The sequence below is a fragment of the Amycolatopsis circi genome (assembly GCF_003385235.1).
Taxonomy (GTDB): Bacteria; Actinomycetota; Actinomycetes; order Mycobacteriales; family Pseudonocardiaceae; genus Amycolatopsis; species Amycolatopsis circi.
The window spans coordinates 1-16,359 of record NZ_PQIA01000138.1; the positions used below are offsets into that span (position 1 = coordinate 1).

At 68.8% G+C, this 16,359-nt stretch carries 14 protein-coding genes; 6 read left to right on the forward strand and 8 right to left on the reverse strand.

The annotated features are described in order from the left end of the window. Positions 1 to 192 precede the first annotated feature (192 nt). A complete protein-coding gene (locus D0D37_RS38220) occupies positions 193 to 1,806 on the reverse strand; it encodes an IS1634 family transposase (protein ID WP_425267004.1) in 1,614 nt (537 codons plus the stop codon). Between the two features lie 135 nt (positions 1,807 to 1,941). Here D0D37_RS38220 and D0D37_RS38225 point away from each other — a divergent pair, with 135 nt between their 5' ends. Further along, a complete protein-coding gene (locus D0D37_RS38225; protein WP_162834687.1) occupies positions 1,942 to 4,539 on the forward strand; it encodes a bifunctional FO biosynthesis protein CofGH in 2,598 nt (865 codons plus the stop codon). Here the strand turns inward: D0D37_RS38225 and D0D37_RS38230 are convergent, their stop codons facing one another. From D0D37_RS38230 to D0D37_RS38240, 3 genes are all read right to left on the reverse strand, one after another. After that, on the reverse strand, positions 4,540 to 5,505 hold the full coding sequence (locus D0D37_RS38230; protein WP_116205463.1) for a helix-turn-helix domain-containing protein: 966 nt from the start codon (positions 5,503 to 5,505) through the stop codon (positions 4,540 to 4,542). Between the two features lie 23 nt (positions 5,506 to 5,528). Further along, positions 5,529 to 6,491, reverse strand: a complete 963-nt coding sequence (locus tag D0D37_RS38235; RefSeq protein ID WP_116205464.1) for an alpha/beta hydrolase fold domain-containing protein — start codon at positions 6,489 to 6,491, stop codon at positions 5,529 to 5,531. Between the two features lie 97 nt (positions 6,492 to 6,588). Continuing rightward, positions 6,589 to 7,650: an FAD-dependent oxidoreductase gene (locus tag D0D37_RS38240; RefSeq protein ID WP_116205465.1), complete on the reverse strand. Its 1,062-nt coding sequence runs from the start codon at positions 7,648 to 7,650 to the stop codon at positions 6,589 to 6,591. A 117-nt stretch (positions 7,651 to 7,767) separates the two neighbouring features. Here D0D37_RS38240 and D0D37_RS38245 point away from each other — a divergent pair, with 117 nt between their 5' ends. Continuing rightward, positions 7,768 to 8,697: a TetR/AcrR family transcriptional regulator C-terminal domain-containing protein gene (locus tag D0D37_RS38245; RefSeq protein WP_116205466.1), complete on the forward strand. Its 930-nt coding sequence runs from the start codon at positions 7,768 to 7,770 to the stop codon at positions 8,695 to 8,697. Continuing rightward, complete coding sequence (locus D0D37_RS38250; protein WP_116205467.1) at positions 8,694 to 9,104, forward strand: hypothetical protein; 411 nt, start codon at positions 8,694 to 8,696, stop codon at positions 9,102 to 9,104. The genes D0D37_RS38245 and D0D37_RS38250 overlap by 4 nt, the downstream gene beginning before the upstream one ends. A gap of 128 nt (positions 9,105 to 9,232) precedes the next feature. Here D0D37_RS38250 and D0D37_RS38255 read toward each other — a convergent pair whose 3' ends face one another. Next, entirely contained in the window at positions 9,233 to 9,946 is a 714-nt protein-coding gene (locus D0D37_RS38255) for an SDR family NAD(P)-dependent oxidoreductase (RefSeq protein WP_116205468.1), read from the reverse strand. Positions 9,947 to 10,097: 151 nt separating this feature from the next. Here D0D37_RS38255 and D0D37_RS38260 point away from each other — a divergent pair, with 151 nt between their 5' ends. Beyond that, on the forward strand, positions 10,098 to 10,706 hold the full coding sequence (locus D0D37_RS38260; protein ID WP_116205469.1) for a TetR/AcrR family transcriptional regulator: 609 nt from the start codon (positions 10,098 to 10,100) through the stop codon (positions 10,704 to 10,706). Between the two features lie 7 nt (positions 10,707 to 10,713). On the opposite strand, the gene D0D37_RS38265 is transcribed toward D0D37_RS38260, so the two are convergent. Beyond that, positions 10,714 to 12,012 (reverse strand): LVIVD repeat-containing protein, encoded by a 1,299-nt coding sequence (locus D0D37_RS38265; RefSeq protein ID WP_116205470.1) that lies wholly within the window; start codon positions 12,010 to 12,012, stop codon positions 10,714 to 10,716. Between the two features lie 134 nt (positions 12,013 to 12,146). Here D0D37_RS38265 and D0D37_RS38270 point away from each other — a divergent pair, with 134 nt between their 5' ends. Continuing rightward, the gene (locus D0D37_RS38270; RefSeq protein ID WP_116205471.1) at positions 12,147 to 13,613 is read left to right on the forward strand and encodes an ABC transporter substrate-binding protein; all 1,467 of its coding nucleotides are present in this window, start codon (positions 12,147 to 12,149) and stop codon (positions 13,611 to 13,613) included. Here D0D37_RS38270 and D0D37_RS38275 read toward each other — a convergent pair. After that, a complete protein-coding gene (locus D0D37_RS38275; RefSeq protein ID WP_116205472.1) occupies positions 13,610 to 14,488 on the reverse strand; it encodes a LysR family transcriptional regulator in 879 nt (292 codons plus the stop codon). The genes D0D37_RS38270 and D0D37_RS38275 overlap by 4 nt on opposite strands. Positions 14,489 to 14,559: 71 nt before the next feature. Here D0D37_RS38275 and D0D37_RS38280 point away from each other — a divergent pair, with 71 nt between their 5' ends. Next, positions 14,560 to 15,591, forward strand: a complete 1,032-nt coding sequence (locus tag D0D37_RS38280) for an SDR family oxidoreductase (RefSeq protein WP_116205473.1) — start codon at positions 14,560 to 14,562, stop codon at positions 15,589 to 15,591. On the opposite strand, the gene D0D37_RS38285 is transcribed toward D0D37_RS38280, so the two are convergent. After that, positions 15,575 to 16,351 carry an SDR family oxidoreductase gene (locus D0D37_RS38285; protein ID WP_116205474.1) on the reverse strand — a complete coding sequence of 259 codons (777 nt, stop codon included), beginning with the start codon at positions 16,349 to 16,351 and terminating at the stop codon, positions 15,575 to 15,577. The two genes, D0D37_RS38280 and D0D37_RS38285, sit on opposite strands and share 17 nt — an antisense overlap. Positions 16,352 to 16,359: the final 8 nt, after the last annotated feature.

Genomic DNA, 16,359 nt, shown 5'->3' on the forward strand with positions numbered 1-16,359 from the left:
GCAGCCAACGCACCCAACAAGCGAGGCACCCAGCCCCTCCCCCAACCCCGATACGAAGCCTCCCTGCGGTTCGGGGGTGCTTGTCAAGGCATCTTTCCCGCCTTGACAAGCACCCCCGAACCGTCAGCACAATCAAACTTCGGGGTGCCCCACGCAACCAAGGCCGCAATGTCGCCGCCAGGCGACGAGCAATCACCCAGGCGCAAACCGCTCCAACCCAAACAACTCAAACAACGCCTGCTGCTTCCCAGTCCGATCCGACAAAATCCGCCGAGTCCGCGGCCGCCCCCCAGTAGACCGATGCCGCAACACCGTCTCCCCAATCCCCCGCAACTGATCAAGCAACTCAGCCACCGACAGATTCACCCCAGCCCGATCCGCCTCCCTCCGCATCAGGTGCGTAACCGTCGCAGCAAGCACCGACACCAACGCATGCACCGCGATCCGATGCGAAGTCCACTCCCACCGAGGCGAAGGCCCAGCCACCGCGGACCCGGTCAACCAGCGGAATGTCGAGTCGAGGTACGTCCGAGCCCGATAAGCAGTAACCACCTCGGCAACAGGCCAATCCCGATCAGTAACCAAAATCTGCTTACCGAAAAACTCCTCCGCCAACCGAGCAACCGCAGCCTCATCAACCCGCCGCTCAAGACGAAGCTCCCCCGCCCGGTTCCCGGTAAGCGAAGTATTCAACACCCGCTCCACCCGCCGCCCCCGAATGATCCGCGACATCTCCGCATGCACCTGCGTCCGATCACCCCGATGCGTCCCAGCCGCAAGCGCAGCAGCAAGCCCGTCAAGCTCCCGCACAGTAGTACTCAACTCGCTGGTAAACGCCCGATACTGCGCCGCATGCAACGTCGCGGAATGGGTAAGAATGACCCGCCGATGCGCACCGTCCACAGTCGCCACAGTGTCAAAAGCAGTCAACCCGGCGAACCGCTCCGGATCCACCCGCCGCCGCATCGACGCTGGCCGCGCAAGCAACTCCGGATGATCAGCCAACGGAAGCGATCCGACAAACCCAGTCCGCGCACCAAGATCGAGCTGCGCGGCCTGCCCGGCGTGGAAAACCAACGTGACATCCGTAGTCGGATACCGCTCCCCCAACTCAACCGCCAACGCACCAAAGGTAGGAGCCTTATCCCGACGATAAACCCGAGAAGCCAACGGAATCGCCCCATCCCGCGTAACAACCAGCCCCAACCCAGCAAGCACGTCCTGACAAGCCGACGGCAGCGTGCAATCCGCAGCAGTAAACGCAGCGAACTGCGCGACATCAACCGCCAACGCCTCCGTACCGTCGTCACCCAGCAAATCCAAAACCGCTTCCGCCACAACGGTTTCCACCCCAGCGATCCGCTCCGAGTTGAGCCGCTGCAACGCCCGCCAATGACTAGCCGTCGTTATCGACCCCTTAGGCGGCCGAGGCCGGACAAGATCCTGCGCCAGACAGCCAGTCCACCACTCCTCGAACTCCATCTCCGGAGCAGTCGCCCGATGCAACACAGCCAGCGCGACATGGAGACCAAGCGTCGGCCGAGCACGCTGCGGCCCAGCCACCGAGTCCACCCGACGGACAAGGTCGAGCCGTTGCAACGTCCCCCACACGGCGGAAACATCCCCGAACGACCGATGCCGCGCCCCAGCCGCCTCCGGACCGCCGCCGGCCACCGCCGCCGCGATGTCCTCGGCGGTCCCGAGATAACGCTGGCCGACCACGCGCGGCTTGCCGTCGACGCGCGCGGACTCGGCGAGGTAGTAGTAGGTCCGCCCGCCGATGCGCTTCCCGATCACTGACGCCACCCTTTAGGTAATACCGGCGCGGACGACCGTCCACAAGCCCGCAACCTGCGCTAATGATCACCCTGGACCGGTCGCGCGAGCCGTGGCGGGGTAAGAGCTGGCTGGTCGCGGCGGCCGGGTCCTAGCGTGGCGGGAATGGAGCCCGAAGCTGGCGTGACCACGCCCACCCCGTCGGCCATGCGCCGTGCGCTCGCCCGGGCGCGAGACGGGAAGACGCTCGACGTCGCCGAGGCGGCCGTGCTGCTGCACGCCCGCGGCGACGACCTCAAGACTTTGTCCGACCACGCCTCCCGCATCCGCGACGCGGGCCTCGAAGAAGCCGGTCGCGCGGGGATCATCACCTACAGCCGCAAAGTGTTCATCCCGCTGACCCGGCTGTGCCGGGACCGGTGCGGCTACTGCACGTTCGTCACCGTCCCCGGCAGGCTCGAATCGCCGTTCCTGTCGCCGGACGAGGTCCTCGACATCGCCCGCAAGGGTGCCGAGATGGGCTGCAAGGAAGCCCTGTTCACCCTCGGCGACCGGCCGGAGGACCGTTGGAAGGCCGCGCGCGACTGGCTGGACGCGCACGGCTACGACGACACGCTCTCCTACGTCCGCGCGATGGCGATCCGGGTGCTAGAGGAGACCGGTCTGCTGCCGCACCTCAACCCGGGCGTCATGAGCTGGCAGGACTTCCAGCGGCTCAAGCCGGTCGCGCCGTCGATGGGCATGATGCTGGAGACCACGGCGCGTCGATTGTGGAGCGAGAAGGGCGGGCCGCATTACGGTTCGCCGGACAAGGATCCCGAGGTCCGGCTGCGTGTGCTCGAAGACGCGGGCCGCAGCTCGGTGCCGTTCACCACCGGCGTGCTGATCGGGATCGGCGAGACGCACGAGGAACGCGCCGACGCGCTGTTCGCGATCCGCAAGACCGCCCGCGAGTACGGCGGCATCCAGGAAGTTATCGTGCAGAACTTCCGGGCCAAGCCGGACACGAAGATGCGTGCGACCCCGGACGCCGACCTCGAAGAACTGGCCGCGAACATCGCCGTGGCCCGGCTGGTGCTGGGTCCGCGGATGCGCATCCAGGCGCCGCCGAACCTCATCGGCGACCAGTACGACCTGATGATCCGCGCGGGCATCGACGACTGGGGCGGCGTCTCGCCGCTCACGCCGGACCACGTGAACCCCGAGCGCGCCTGGCCGCAGATCGACCTGCTGGCCCGGCAGACCGAGAAGGCCGGGTACGCGCTGCGCGAGCGGCTGACCATCTACCCGGAGTACGTGAAGCGCGGCCAGCCGTGGCTCGACCCGCGCGTCACGCGGCACGTCGCGGCGCTGGTCGACGCGGAGACCGGGCTGGCCCGCGAGGGCGCGATGCCGGTCGGGATCCCGTGGCAGGAGCCGGACGGCGGCTGGCAGGAATCCGGCCGCACCGATCTGCACACCGAGATCGACACGACCGGCCGCACCGAGGACCGGCGCGGCGACTTCGATTCGGTCTACGGCGACTGGAAAGAAATCGGCCGGAAGATCAAGACCGGGCCGCAGCGGTTCGACACCGACATGAGGGATGCGTTGCGCAGCGCGGAAAAGGACCCCGCGGGTCTCACCGACGACGCCGCGCTCGCCCTGCTGCACGCCGACGGGCCGGAGCTGGACGCGCTCACGAAACTGGCCGACGACCTGCGGCGCGAGGTTGTCGGGGACGACATCACCTTCGTCGTCACGCGGAACATCAACTTCACTAACGTCTGCTACACCGGCTGCCGCTTCTGTGCCTTCGCGCAGCGAAAGACCGACGCCGACGCGTACACGCTGTCGCTGGAGCAGGTCGGCGATCGGGTCGACGAGGCGTGGGCCGCGGGCGCGACCGAGATCTGCATGCAGGGCGGGATCCACCCGGATCTGCCGGGCACCGCGTACTTCGACCTCGCGGCCGAGGTGAAGCGGCGGCAGCCGGACATGCACCTGCACTCGTTCAGCCCGATGGAGGTCGTGAACGGCGCGTCGCGGACGAATCTGTCCATTCGCGACTGGCTGGTGCGCGCGAAGGAGTCCGGAGTGGACTCGCTGCCAGGCACGGCGGCGGAAATCCTCGACGACGACGTCCGCTGGGTGCTCACCAAGGGCAAGCTGCCGACGGACGCGTGGATCGAGGTGGTCACCACCGCGCACGACGTCGGGCTGCCGACCACGGCGACGATGATGTACGGCCACGTGGACAACCCGAGCCACTGGGTCGGCCACCTGAAACTGCTGGCCAAACTGCAGCGCGAGGGCGTGCCGCGCAACGGGCGGCGCGGGTTCAGCGAGTTCGTGCTGCTGCCGTTCATCCACCAGAGTTCGCCGATCTACCTGGCCGGTCTCGCCCGCGCGGGCACGACGCTGCGCGAGAACCGGGCGGTGCACGCGCTGTCGCGGCTGCTGCTGCACGGCACGTTCGACAACATCCAGAGTTCCTGGGTGAAGCTCGGCGAGGAAGGCAGCCGGGCGGTGCTGCAGGGCGGCGTCAACGACATCGGCGGCACGCTGATGGAGGAGACGATCAGCCGGATGGCGGGCGCGGCGAACGGGTCGTACAAGACGATCAGCGACATGCGCGCGATGGTCGAGCCGCTCGGGCGTCCGCTGCGGCAGCGGACCACGTCGTACGGAACGCCGACGGACGAGCGGATCGCCGCCGCCACCGAGTCCGACGGGGTCGCGACGGCGGTGCGGAAACCGCTGCTGCCGCTGCTCACGCCGTGATCAACCGGTGCGGTGCAGCCGCCACAAGGCGATAGCCAGCTGCAACCGCAACCGGCCCGCGGGATCGCGCACTGGCCAGCCGAGCAGCGCTTCGGCGTGGGCCAGGCGCTCCTGCAGGGTCGAATGGTGCACTACCAGCGTGTTCGCGGCGGCGCGCAGGCTCGGAGCGCCCGCGACGGCGACCAGCGTGGGCAACACCCACGGGGCCGTCGTGCGGGCGTTCTCCAGGCTGATGACGTCCGCGACTGGCTTGGTGCGCGGCCCGACCGCGTCGGCGAGGACCGCCAGGCCGCCGAGGTCCGCGTAGTCCACAACGGACGGTCCAGGGTCATCTTCGGTTGCGGTGAAGCGGAAAGCGGTCCGGGCCTCTTCGCCGGACGCCGGAAGGTCGACCAGGTTCACCACGGTTCCCAGGCCCACTCGGGTGCGCTCCGGCGAAGTCCACTGTGGAGGGACGACCAGGGGTACCGCGTCTGCCACGACAGCGCGTGCGGTCGTGCCGAGGCCAAGGCGATGTGCGGCACGGAGCCGGGTTCGCTCGTCCGCTGACGCGTCGAGCACCACTTCCACGGACGCCGGATCGACGACCCGGCCGCGCGTCCGGTCCAGGACTGCCCTCGCCGCGGCGGACGCTCGCTCCAGCACCATCGCGTCCACCGGACTCGCCGGACCAGGCCGTTCCAGCCACAGCGCGACCGGTCCGTCCGGACGCAGCGGTACCGACGGCCATTCCGGATCGGGCGGTTCGGCCGCAGGAACCACGCGCCCGTCCGGTTCGACGCGGACGCGCACCCTGCGCTCGTCGTCGGCCAGCCGCGCGGGACAGCCGGACAGCACCGCCGCCCCGCGCACGATCGGCTCCAGCCCGGCGCGGCCCTCGACCAGCCGGTCGAAGTACGCGATGACCTTGACCGTTTCGGCCGCGCCGGGATCGAGCGCGCTCAGATGCGTGACCAGCTCCCTCATCGGTCCATCATCGCTCGTCCGGTTCAGCCGAGCAGCCGCCGCAGCCACGGCGTCCGCTCGGCGCGGGCCTGCTGCGACAGCGCCGCCTGCGGGGCCGAGCCGTCGAAACCGTGGAAGGCGCCCGGCCAGACGTGCAGTTCCGCCTGCACCCCGGCCAGCCACAGCTGGTTCGCGTAGGCGATGACCTCGTCGCGGAACGTTTCAGTGCTCCCGACGTCGAGGAACGCGGGCGGGAGGCCGGACAGGTCTTCGGCCCGCGCGGGCGCGGCGTATGGCGACACGTCCGGACCACCGCGAGCGTCGCCGAGCAGCGCGGTCCAGCCGACGTTGTTCGCGGCGCGGTCCCAGCTGCCCATCTCCGCCATCTGGATCGCCGAGGGAGAGTCGTTGCGGTCGTCGAGCATCGGGTACACCAGCAGCTGGCCGAGCAGTTCCGGGCCGCCGCGGTCCCGGGCGAGCAGCGCCGTTCCCGCGGCGAGACCGCCGCCCGCGCTCGCCCCGCCGATCACGACGCGGGAGGCGTCGAAGCCGTACTCGGCAGCGTGCTTGACCGTCCATTCCAGGCCGGCGTAGCAGTCCTCGACCGGTGCCGGATGCGGGTGCTCAGGGGCGACGCGGTAGTCGACGCAGACGAAGCCGAGACCCAGTTCGGTCGCGTACTCCTTGAGGAAGTACAGGTCGCCGCCCTGGTGGCCGCCGATGATCATGCCGCCGCCGTGCAGCCAGTACAGCACCGGGACGTCGACCGCCCCGGCCGGCCGCGCGACGATCAGCGGGATCGGGCCGCGCGGTCCTTCGGCGTCCACTTCGGACACTTCGAGGGCGCCGTCGGCGGTGATCTCGTCCAGCGAGACCTGCCGCTTCGCCGCGGCCGCGCGCACCGCCGGGATCGACTCGAGCGTCTTGATCGGCGGACGCTCGGCCGCGAGCACCTCGAGCGCCGCGGCAAGCTCGGGGTCGAACGGGAGCGGCGGATACGCAGTCATCGCGGGGCCTCCAGGCTTCGGGTACTGGGCCCATCCTCGCCGCCCGGGAGCCGGACGGGCCCAGCCGGGCGGCGGGAATCTCCCGCCACGTGGCGGGTCAGCGGCTCAGGCTGATCGCGTTCTTCGCCCGCTCGACGGATTCCTCCGACGCGGGGCCCGCCGCGTTTTCCGTGGCCAGCGCCTGGTTCAGCTCGACGAACGGACGCATCCGGGTCTCGTAGTCGTCGATGGAGTCGGCCAGGATGTACGCGCCGACCAGGGCGAGGCTCGTGCCCTGCCCGGACAGCACGGACGCGCAGTACCCGGCGTCGCCGACGAGCGCGACCCGGCCGGTCGTCCAGCGGTCGAGGTGGATCTGGAGCATCGCGTCGAAGAAGAAGGTCTGGGAGTCCTCCATGGCTTTGACCAGGTCCGGCACCGGGCCGCCGACCTCGCTCAGCCGTTCGGCGACGAGCTTCTTCTGCTCCGCGACATCGCGGATCTCGCGGTACTCCGGCTCGCCGAAGCCGAGCGTCACCCGGATCTCCTTGTTGCCGGGCACCGGGTAAACCGCGCCGCCAACACCTTCGCCCTGGAACCAGATCTGCCAATCTTCGAGACCGACGGTGTTGGCTGCCGGGAAAATCGCCAGGTACTGGCCGAGGTAGCGGCGGAACTGGTCCTCCGGGCCGAACGCGAGCCGCCGGACCGCCGAGTGCGCGCCGTCCGCGCCGACGATCAGGTCGAACGTGTGCGGCTCGGCCTTGGCGAACTCGACCCGGCCGGATTCGGCGTCGAGCGCGGTGATCTCGTCGCCGAAGCGGTACTCGACGTCGGCCGCGTCATGCAGCAGCTCGACCAGGTCGTCGCGCAGGATCTCGATGTCCGCGCTGTCGAGCCGGCCGCTGCTGAAGGTGCGCTCCTCGGAACGGAACACCTCGTTGCCGGACGCGTCGAGCATCGACATCCCGCGCATCCGCGTCCGTGCGGCGCGGACCTGCTCCCCCAGGCCCATCCGCTCGACGACCTCCAGCGCGACCCCGCGGACGTCGATCGCCTGACCCCCATTGCGCAACCCGTCCGCGCGCTCGACGACCGTCACGTCGTAGCCGTTGCGGCGCAGCCAGTAGGCCGACGCGCAACCGGCGACTCCCGCGCCGCAAACCAGTGCTTCAGGCATGTCCTCACCCCTTGATACGGTGCATCATTACCCTGATAAACCTGCCTTGACCTGGCTTCTGATGCCAGAACTGACCTAGTACAGTTGCCCTCCTGACCTAGTACAGACAGGACGCCGATGCCGACCGAACCGCCGTACCTCCGCATCGCCGCCGCGCTGCGCGAGGAGATCTCGCAGGGAGAACGGCCGCCGGGTGCGAAGGTGCCGTCGACCCGCCAACTGGCTTCGACACACGGGGTCGCGACGGCTACCGCGGCCAAAGCGCTCGACGTGTTGCGCCGCGAGCGCCTGATCCACGCCGAACCCAGATCGGGTCATGTTGTCGCTGGGCAGCACGCTGCGACCGAGTCGAAGCGGCCAGTGTTGACGCGGGATCGGTTGGTGCGCACGGCAATCGCGATCGCCGATGCGGAAGGCGTGGCGGCGCTGTCGATGCGCGGGCTGGCCGCGCGGCTGGGCGTTCCGGCGATGGCTCCGTACCGCTATCTGTCCGGAAAGGACGAACTGGTTTTCCTGATGGCGGACACCGTCTACGGCGAAACCGGTTATCCGGCCCGGGAACCTGAGGGGTGGCGGGCGCAGTTGGAGTTGTCGGCGCGCACGCTGTGGTCAGTGCACCGGCGGCATCCGTGGCTGGCGCATCTCGTGCCGCTCACCCGGCCTTGGCCGCTGCCGAATCTGGCCGCGCACAACGAACGCGCGCTGGCCGCGCTGTCGGTCTTCGGGTTGAACGCGGCGGATCTGTGTGATCTGAATGTGTTGTTCTACAACCATATTCAGGGCACCGCGATCCATCTGGAGCGCGAGCGGCACGCAGTGGGCGCGAGCGGGATCACCGAGGATCAGTGGATGGAGACGCAGGCGCGGGGATACGCGGCGTTGACGGGATCCGGGCGGTATCCGGTGCTGGCGCGGATGGTGCAGGATCTTGCCGAGGGGTACGACCTCGATCTGGACCATCTGTTCGAGATCGGGCTGCAGGCGCTGCTGGACGGACTGGCGGTCCGATATCCGGTTGGCGGCAAGGTTTCCGGGAGGCTGGCGTGAACCGCATCCGTCTGGTCCCCTCGATCCGCGAGCGCCGGAAGCATCAGCGTGAGCGCAGGTATCTCGACTTCGAGGTCGACGGCGTCAGCCTGCGCGGCCTGGTCGACACTGAACTGGACCTGATCTCCGTGCTGACCACCGACTATCCGCGCGACCCGCAACGCTTGGCCCGCGTGCTTGGGGAGGCTCCGGGCGACTCGCCGGACGGCCGGACGTTGCTGTATGTCTGCCCCGAATGCGAAGACATCGGGTGCGGTGCCATCGCCGCGAAGGTCTCGCGGCGAGGCGACCTCGTCACCTGGCGAGACCTCGGAGTACCGGAAGAAGACGAGGCGGACAACGAATTCGCCGAGGGCACGGTCACGTTCTCCGCGCGACAGTTCCTCCGCGAACTGGCTGGCCGCTGAGCGGTCGGATTCCTAAGCCCCGCAGGGGTTGAGCACGCCGCCTCTGCTGGAACGGCTGTGCCGCGGAGTTTCAGCGGTCTTCGAAGCAACGGACCCGGTGCGCCTTCCAGTCGGAGCCACCTCACTCGTCAAGCGTTGGCATGAACACCGATGCCACCGGAAACCGTGAGGTTGTCGCCGGTGATGTAACTCGCGGCATCCGAGGCGAGGAAGGCCACGGCTTCGGCGATGTCGGCGGGAGCGCCGATGCGGCCGAGCGGGACGTCCCGGGCCCAGGAGCCGAGCATTTCCCGCGAGATCCCCAACTTGCCGTAGACCGGGGTGTCGATCATTCCCGGGCTGACCGCGTTGACTCGGATGCGGCGGGGAGCGAGTTCGAGCGCGAGGGACCGCATGAGGGGCAGCAGAGCGCCCTTGGCCGCGGTCATCGCGGCCCCGAGTCCTTCGGCGGCGCCCACGGTGAACACGACCGAGGCACCGTCGTTGAGGAGCGGCAGCGCCTTTTGCAGGGTGAAGAAGTTTCCCTTGACGTTGATGTCGAACAGGGCGTCGAAGGCGTCTTCGCCGGTTGATTCGATCGAGCCAGGGCGGGAGACGCCCGCGTTGAGGAAGAGCAGGTCGAGGGAGCCGAGTCGCCGGCGCGCCTCGTCCGTCGCCTGGTCGATGTCCGGCAGGGACCGTGCGTCGGCCCGGACCGCCGTGATGTCTTCGGGAATTCCGGAGCCGGCGACATTGCCGAGGCCGGTGACCATGACGCGGTAGCCGCGGGAATGGAGCAGTTCGGCGGTCGCCTTGCCGATGCCGCTGGTTCCGCCGGTGATCAAAGCTGTGGGTGCACGCATGATGCGCTCCTTCGAGGGGATGTCCGGGCCGGGGCGAGCGGCTCTGTCCGCAGGACGGCGGGCCACCGCAATGGCAGCGTACGGCGGATTGGCAGCGACTGCCAACTGTGATGCGACTGCCAATCTGACAGTCCTGAGCTAGTCTGTCGGCATGAAGCAGGAAGCCACCTCAGCGACGGGCCCGCCGACCACGCTGTGGGACCGGACACGACAGCTGGCTTCCCAGGAGATCCTCGAGACGGCGCTGCGCCTTTTCACCGAGCAGGGCTACGACGAGACGACCATCGCCCAGATCGCCCGGGAGGCCGGCGTCTCCCAGCGCACCCTCTTCCGCTACTTCGGCGCCAAGGAGGACCTTCTCGGCGGCGGCCAAGACCGGTTCGGGCAGGTCCTGACGGACACGATCAGCGAACAGCCCGCCGATGCCGGCGCCTGGGAGGTCTTGCGCGCCGGGATTGCTGCCGTACTGGCCTTGCACGACAGCCGAGACCAGGCGTTGGAGCGGTTCCGCCTCCTGCACAACACGGCCTCGCTGCGTGCCGGTTGGCTCGAAAAGCGACTGCGGTTCCAGGAGAACCTGCTGCCGCTCATCGAGACTCGGATGGACGCGGCTGCCGGCAATGAGGGCGCGAAGGCCCGCGCCATGATCGCGACGGCGTTCGCGTGCCTGGACGCCGCGTCAATGACGTGGGTCGTCAACGACGGCAAGGGCGAAATCATGGACCTGTACGACGAGTGCCTGGCTGCGGTGCGCGGCTGACCCGCCGCTAAGCGGTGAGCTTCAGAATGTCGATCCCCCGCTTGTTGTCCGCCACATACGCGTACCCGTCATGCCAATACGGCGCCCACGAAGCCGCGTCCGCGGGCCGGAAGTACGCGATCTGCGTCGGGTTCGACGGGTCGCTCACGTCCAAGAATCGGGTCCCCTGCGCGTAAAACGACTGCACCAGCACGTGCCCGCGCAGGTCGAAGTAGTGCGCCGAGCAGTCGTCGGACACCGGGTCGCTGCCTTCCTGTCCGGCGACGCCCCAGGTGCCGATGCTGCGCATCCGGAACGGCTTCTCCGGCGTGGACCGCCAGCCTTCGCCCTGGTACGAGCCGTCCAGCGACGAGATCGTCAGCACGCCGTCGCCCGCGCAGCCGGGGAGGAAGCTTTCCTCGGTGGCGTACACGATGTCGTGGCCTCGCCAGGCGCCGTCGTCGCGCGAGCCGACCGGGTGGAAGCTGTTGTGCATGAACTTCGACGGCGCGGCGGTTTCCGATACTCCGCCGCCCGCATACGGGACCGGCTTGAGCGCGGTCGCCCAGCGGTAGCGGTTCTGCACCGGGTCGCGATGGAGGCCGGACGTCCAGTAGCCGCGCACGCCGCCCGCGCCGGACACCCACGCAACGCCCATCTTGTCCACCTGCACGTCGTGCACGTAGTCGGTCTTGCCGTCGTTGCGGGCGAGTTCGATCGGGTCCGGGTGCACCTTCGGGGCGCGCGGGTTGCGCACGTCGGTGACCCAGATCGGCCGGCCGCCCCAGTCCGCGGGCTGGTTGTCGGCCTTCGCCGGGCCGCCGGTCCAGAGGTAGCGGCAGCCGTCGACGCAACTGGTGGTGTGGCCCGCCGGGACCTTGACGTAGCTGAGGATCTCCGGCTTTTCCGGGTGTGCGACGTCGACCACGTAAATCCCGGACTCGCCGGTGTGCGTGTTGCCCTTGAACGCGCGTGGGTCGCGGGAGAGGAACACGAGCTTGCGCTTCGCGTCGACCTCGGTGTCTTCGGTTTCCCACAGCCCGGGCAGGCTCAGCTCGCCGATCGCGCGCGGCTTCGCCGGATTGTCCGTGAGGTCGTAGACCTTCAAGCCGAACTGACCGGACACGACCATCACGTCACGCTTGCCATAGCTGAGGAAGTTCGCCGAAATGGCCCCTTGCGCGTCGGGCACGTTGCCGACCGGCTGCACGCCCTTGATCGCGCCTGGGTCGCCCAGCGAGTGCTTCGCCTCGGTGACCGGCTTGTCGTCCTCGCAGGCCGCGGCGGGCAATCCGGTGGCGACCAGAGTCGCTGCTGCCGTTGCCATCGCCAGTCCGGAACGAATCCACCAACGGCGCACGCGAAACCTCCCGGAGACCCCAGTGTGACTGAAGTACTTTAAGACGGTCCCTAACCGGACACAACCGCCTTTAGTGGCTTTCCACCTGGTAGTAAGTCAGCATGCGATCGCGTCTGCTGGTCCCGCTCACGCTCGCCGCCGTCGTCGCGGCCGGTCTCTCCGGCTGTTCGTCGTCGGCCGAACCCGCCCGGCCCGGCGTCTTGTCGGTCGGCCTCGGCGAACCCGGCACCCTGCTGCCCGCCGACGTCACCGATCCGTCCGGCCGGCTCGTCACCGGCGCGCTGTGGACGCCGCTCGCCGATTACGATCCAGCCAGCGGAAAAGCCACCCCGCGCGCGGCCGAATCGATCAGCAGCACGGACCAGACGACGTGGACCGTGCGGCTTCGGCCGGGGCAGTTCCACGACGGAACTCCGGTCACCGCGCAGTCCTATGTGGACACCTGGAAGGCGATCGCGGGTCACCACTGGGCGAGTACGCCGGTGCTCACGAAGTCGTTGCGGGCCAAGGAAATCACCGCAGTGGACGCGAAGCAGCTGCGGATCGTGCTCGACCGGCCGTCGAATCAGGTGCCAGCCTGGCTGTCCGCGCCCGGTCTCGTGCCGCTGCCCGCGTCGGTGCTGAAATCGCGCGACTGGAACGGATTCACCCGGCATCCGATCGGCAACGGCCCGCTGCGACTGGAGGGCGATTGGCAGTCCGGCTCCGGCGGCAAGCTCGTCCGGGTCACGGCGGATCCGGGGCGGGCCAAGGAAATCGAGCTGCGCGTCGGCAATCCAGCCGAGCAATACGACGAGGTCAAGGAAGGCAAGCTCGACGTCGCCACGTCCGTCCCGGGCGACCGGCACGAGGCGATGCACGCCGATTTCGCCGACCGGCACGCGATGTGGGCACTCCCTCGCGCTGGCTACCTGGTGTTTTCCGCCGAGGCAACGCGCTTCGCCGACCCGACGGTGCGGCACGCGTTCGCGCTCGGCACCGACCGCGGCGCGCTGGAGTCCGGGCCGCTCGCGCACCAGGCGGACGCGGCCAAGGGCTTGCTGCCGCCCGCGGTCGCGCCCGGCGAGCGCACCGGAGGCTGCCGTCCGTGCACTTTCGACGGCCCGGCCGCCAAATCCCTGTTGAACCAAGCGGGATTCACCGGCGACGCCGCGGTGTACTACGACAGCTTCGACGGCACCTGGCCGCAGGCATTGGCCGACGGCTTGTCGAAGAGCCTGGGAATCTCGGTGACCGCACAGCGAAAAGCCACCGGGGGCAAGCCAACCGGGCCGTCCGCGTTGGAAGTCAAAGCCGTGTCGCCGAGCCCGTCCGACATTCTTCACGCGCTCGCGGACGCCGCTGGCTACACCGATGCCGGGTTCGCCGCCGACCTCAACTCCGCCGAAACCACCGCGTCACCGGAAGAAGCCGCGCAGCTGTTCCGGATCGCGGAGAACGAAGCCCTGCGGGATCTCCCGGCGATTCCACTGTGGACTGGACACGGCCACGCCGTCTGGTCCGCCCGGGTCCACGACGCGGTGACCACGCCGTTCGCCGGAATTGACCTGACGCGCCTGCGTGACTAAACCCGCGCGTACTGCGTCAGCACTTCGCCGAACGCTGCCGTCAACGGGTCCGGTTCACTGCGGCCGTAAGCGACCAGTTCTCGTCGGATCGGCTTGCCAGGACGCAAAACCCGGCCGCTGAACTCCGCGGGCAGCACGTTCGCCGGAACCAGCGCGGGCCCCAATCCGGCCGCCGCGAGCAACGGTGCGGCGGCGGTCTGTTCCGTCCGCACGGCAGGACGCGGCCGGAACCCCGCTTCCGCACAGGCAGCGTCGAGCAGTTCTGCCAAGCCGTGACCAGGCGCGTAGTGCACCCACGCGCAGTCGGCAAGCTCGGCCAGGTCGACCGAACCGTCCGAAGTGGACTCCGTCGCGCCGTCCGCCGGGAGCACCACGACGAACTCCTCGATACCCAGCGATCGCACCGGGCCGGTCCACCCCTCCGGACGCGGACCGATCGCGAGATCCGCTTCTCCGGCGAGCATCGCGTCGCGCAGTTCGTCGGCGTGGCGGTACTCGAAAAGCCGCACGTCGACGTCCGGCCGCTCGCGCCGCCACACCCGAAGCGCGGGCGGCAGCACGCCAAGACTCACCGAGTAGACCGTGGCGATCTGCAGCTCTCCGGCGACCTGACCAGACGCCTGCCGGGCCGCGCACCGGGCACGTTCGGCGTCGGCGAGCGCGGCGCGGGCATGCGGCAGCATCGCGCGGCCCATCGGCGTAAGCCGGACCGCACGCGGCAACCGTTCCAGCAACGGCCCGCCGACGCTGTGCTCCAGCGCCCGCATCTGGTGCGACAGCGCGGGCTGCGTCACGTGCAGTTGCTCGGCGGCCCGGGTGAACGAACCGGTGTCGACCACCGTGACCAGGTACTCGAGCTGCCGCAGACTTGTCATAAACGCAGCTTATCGAAGCCGTGAGAAGTAAGCCTTGGATTTATCAGCTCGGCAGGCTCAGGATCGAAGACATGAGCAGCACACGCGTGGCCCTCGTGGCCGGGGCCAACGGGATCATCGGCCGGAAACTCATCTCTCACCTGCGTACTCTCGACGGCTGGGAGGTGCTCGGGCTCTCCCGTCGCGGCGGGCCGGGCAGCCTCGCGGTCGACCTGCTCGACCCGGCGAGCACCCGGGCGGCACTGGCCGGTGTCGGCGCGACGCACCTGTTCTACGCGGCCTACCAGGACCGGCCGACGTGGGCGGAACTCGTGCCGCCGAACGTGGCGATGCTGGAGAACCTGGTGAACGGCCTCGACGAAGGTCCGCTGGAGCACGTCAGCCTGATGCAGGGCTACAAGGTCTACGGCGCGCACCTCGGCCCTTTCAAAACTCCCGCGCGCGAGGCCGACGCCGGACAGCACATGCCGCCGGAATTCAATGTGGACCAGCAAAAGTTCCTCGAACGCCGGGCCGCGGCCGGGGGCTGGTCGTGGTCGGCGACCCGGCCGTCCGTGGTCGGCGGGACCACGCTCGGCAACCCGATGAACCTCGCGCTCGTGATCGCCGTCTACGCCTCGATCTCGAAGGAACTCGGTCTGCCGCTGCGGTTTCCCGGCAAGCCCGGCGCGTACGACAGCCTGCTGGAAATGACCGACGCGCAACTGCTCGCCGAAGGCACGGTGTGGGCGGCGACCTCGAGCCAGAACGAAGCGTTCAACATCGCCAACGGTGACCTCTTCCGCTGGCGCGAACTGTGGCCGAAGCTGGCCGCGTACTTCGACCTCGAAGTCGCGCCGCCGTTGCAGCTGCCACTGACCACGGTGATGGCCGACAAAGAACCACTGTGGACGGAGATGGCGGCGAAGCACGGCCTCACTGCTTCGTACGCCGACGTCTCCTCGTGGGCCTTCGGCGACTTCGTGTTCTCCTGGGACTACGACATGTTCGCGGACACGTCGAAGTCACGCCGCGCCGGTTTTCACTCCTATGTGGACACTGAGCAGATGTTCTACCGGCTGTTCGACGAGTTCCGCCGCGATCACGTCATCCCCGGCCGATGAACGGCATCGTGGTGGCGGTGATGGTGAGGAACTGGACGTTGGCGTCCAGCGGCAATCCCGCCATGTAGAGCACCGCGTCGGCGACGTGGCCCGCGTCGAAGGTCGGCTCGGCCAGAAGCCGTCCGTCGGCCTGCGGGATGCCCGCGGCCATCCGCTCGGTCATCTCGGTGGCCGCGTTGCCGATGTCGATCTGTCCACATGCGACATTCCACGCGCGGCCGTCGAGCGAAATCGACCTAGTGAGGCCGGTGACGGCGTGTTTGGTGGCGGTGTACGCGACGCTCGCCGGACGCGGCGCGTGCGCGGAAATCGAGCCGTTGTTGATGATCCGGCCGCCCTGCGGGTCTTGGTCGCGCATCAGCCGCACGGCCTGCTGCGCGCACAGGAACATGCCGGTGAGGTTCGTGTCGACGGTGCGCCGCCAGTCCTCGACGGACAGATCCGCGACGGTTCCGCCGAGCGAGACTCCGGCGTTGTTCACCAGCAGGTCCAACCGGCCCCACTCGCTGCGCACCGCCGAGAAAAGCGCCTCCACGGAAGCCGGATCGGCGACGTCGGTAGGTACGACCAGCGCGTTCGTCGATGAACCAGCTGTCTCGCGCAAGGCGTCCTCGCGTCGTCCGGCGAGCGCGACCCGGTAACCGGTGCCGAGCAGTGCTTCGGCGATCCGGCGGCCCAGCCCGGAACCGGCCCCGGTGACCACAGCGGTTTTCTCCGACACGTCGCCTCCTAGAAAGTCCGTTCGCCCGCACGTTGCCATATCGCGGC

Coding starts and splice junctions, on each gene's coding strand:
- D0D37_RS38225 (WP_162834687.1), top strand. CDS start 1,942: ATGGAGCCCGAAGCTGGCGTGACCACGCCCACCCCGTCGGCCATGCGC.
- D0D37_RS38230 (WP_116205463.1), bottom strand. CDS start 5,505: ATGAGGGAGCTGGTCACGCATCTGAGCGCGCTCGATCCCGGCGCGGCC.
- D0D37_RS38235 (WP_116205464.1), bottom strand. CDS start 6,491: ATGACTGCGTATCCGCCGCTCCCGTTCGACCCCGAGCTTGCCGCGGCG.
- D0D37_RS38240 (WP_116205465.1), bottom strand. CDS start 7,650: ATGCCTGAAGCACTGGTTTGCGGCGCGGGAGTCGCCGGTTGCGCGTCG.
- D0D37_RS38245 (WP_116205466.1), top strand. CDS start 7,768: ATGCCGACCGAACCGCCGTACCTCCGCATCGCCGCCGCGCTGCGCGAG.
- D0D37_RS38255 (WP_116205468.1), bottom strand. CDS start 9,946: ATGCGTGCACCCACAGCTTTGATCACCGGCGGAACCAGCGGCATCGGC.
- D0D37_RS38260 (WP_116205469.1), top strand. CDS start 10,098: ATGAAGCAGGAAGCCACCTCAGCGACGGGCCCGCCGACCACGCTGTGG.
- D0D37_RS38265 (WP_116205470.1), bottom strand. CDS start 12,012: ATGGCAACGGCAGCAGCGACTCTGGTCGCCACCGGATTGCCCGCCGCG.
- D0D37_RS38270 (WP_116205471.1), top strand. CDS start 12,147: ATGCGATCGCGTCTGCTGGTCCCGCTCACGCTCGCCGCCGTCGTCGCG.
- D0D37_RS38275 (WP_116205472.1), bottom strand. CDS start 14,488: ATGACAAGTCTGCGGCAGCTCGAGTACCTGGTCACGGTGGTCGACACC.
- D0D37_RS38280 (WP_116205473.1), top strand. CDS start 14,560: ATGAGCAGCACACGCGTGGCCCTCGTGGCCGGGGCCAACGGGATCATC.
- D0D37_RS38285 (WP_116205474.1), bottom strand. CDS start 16,351: ATGGCAACGTGCGGGCGAACGGACTTTCTAGGAGGCGACGTGTCGGAG.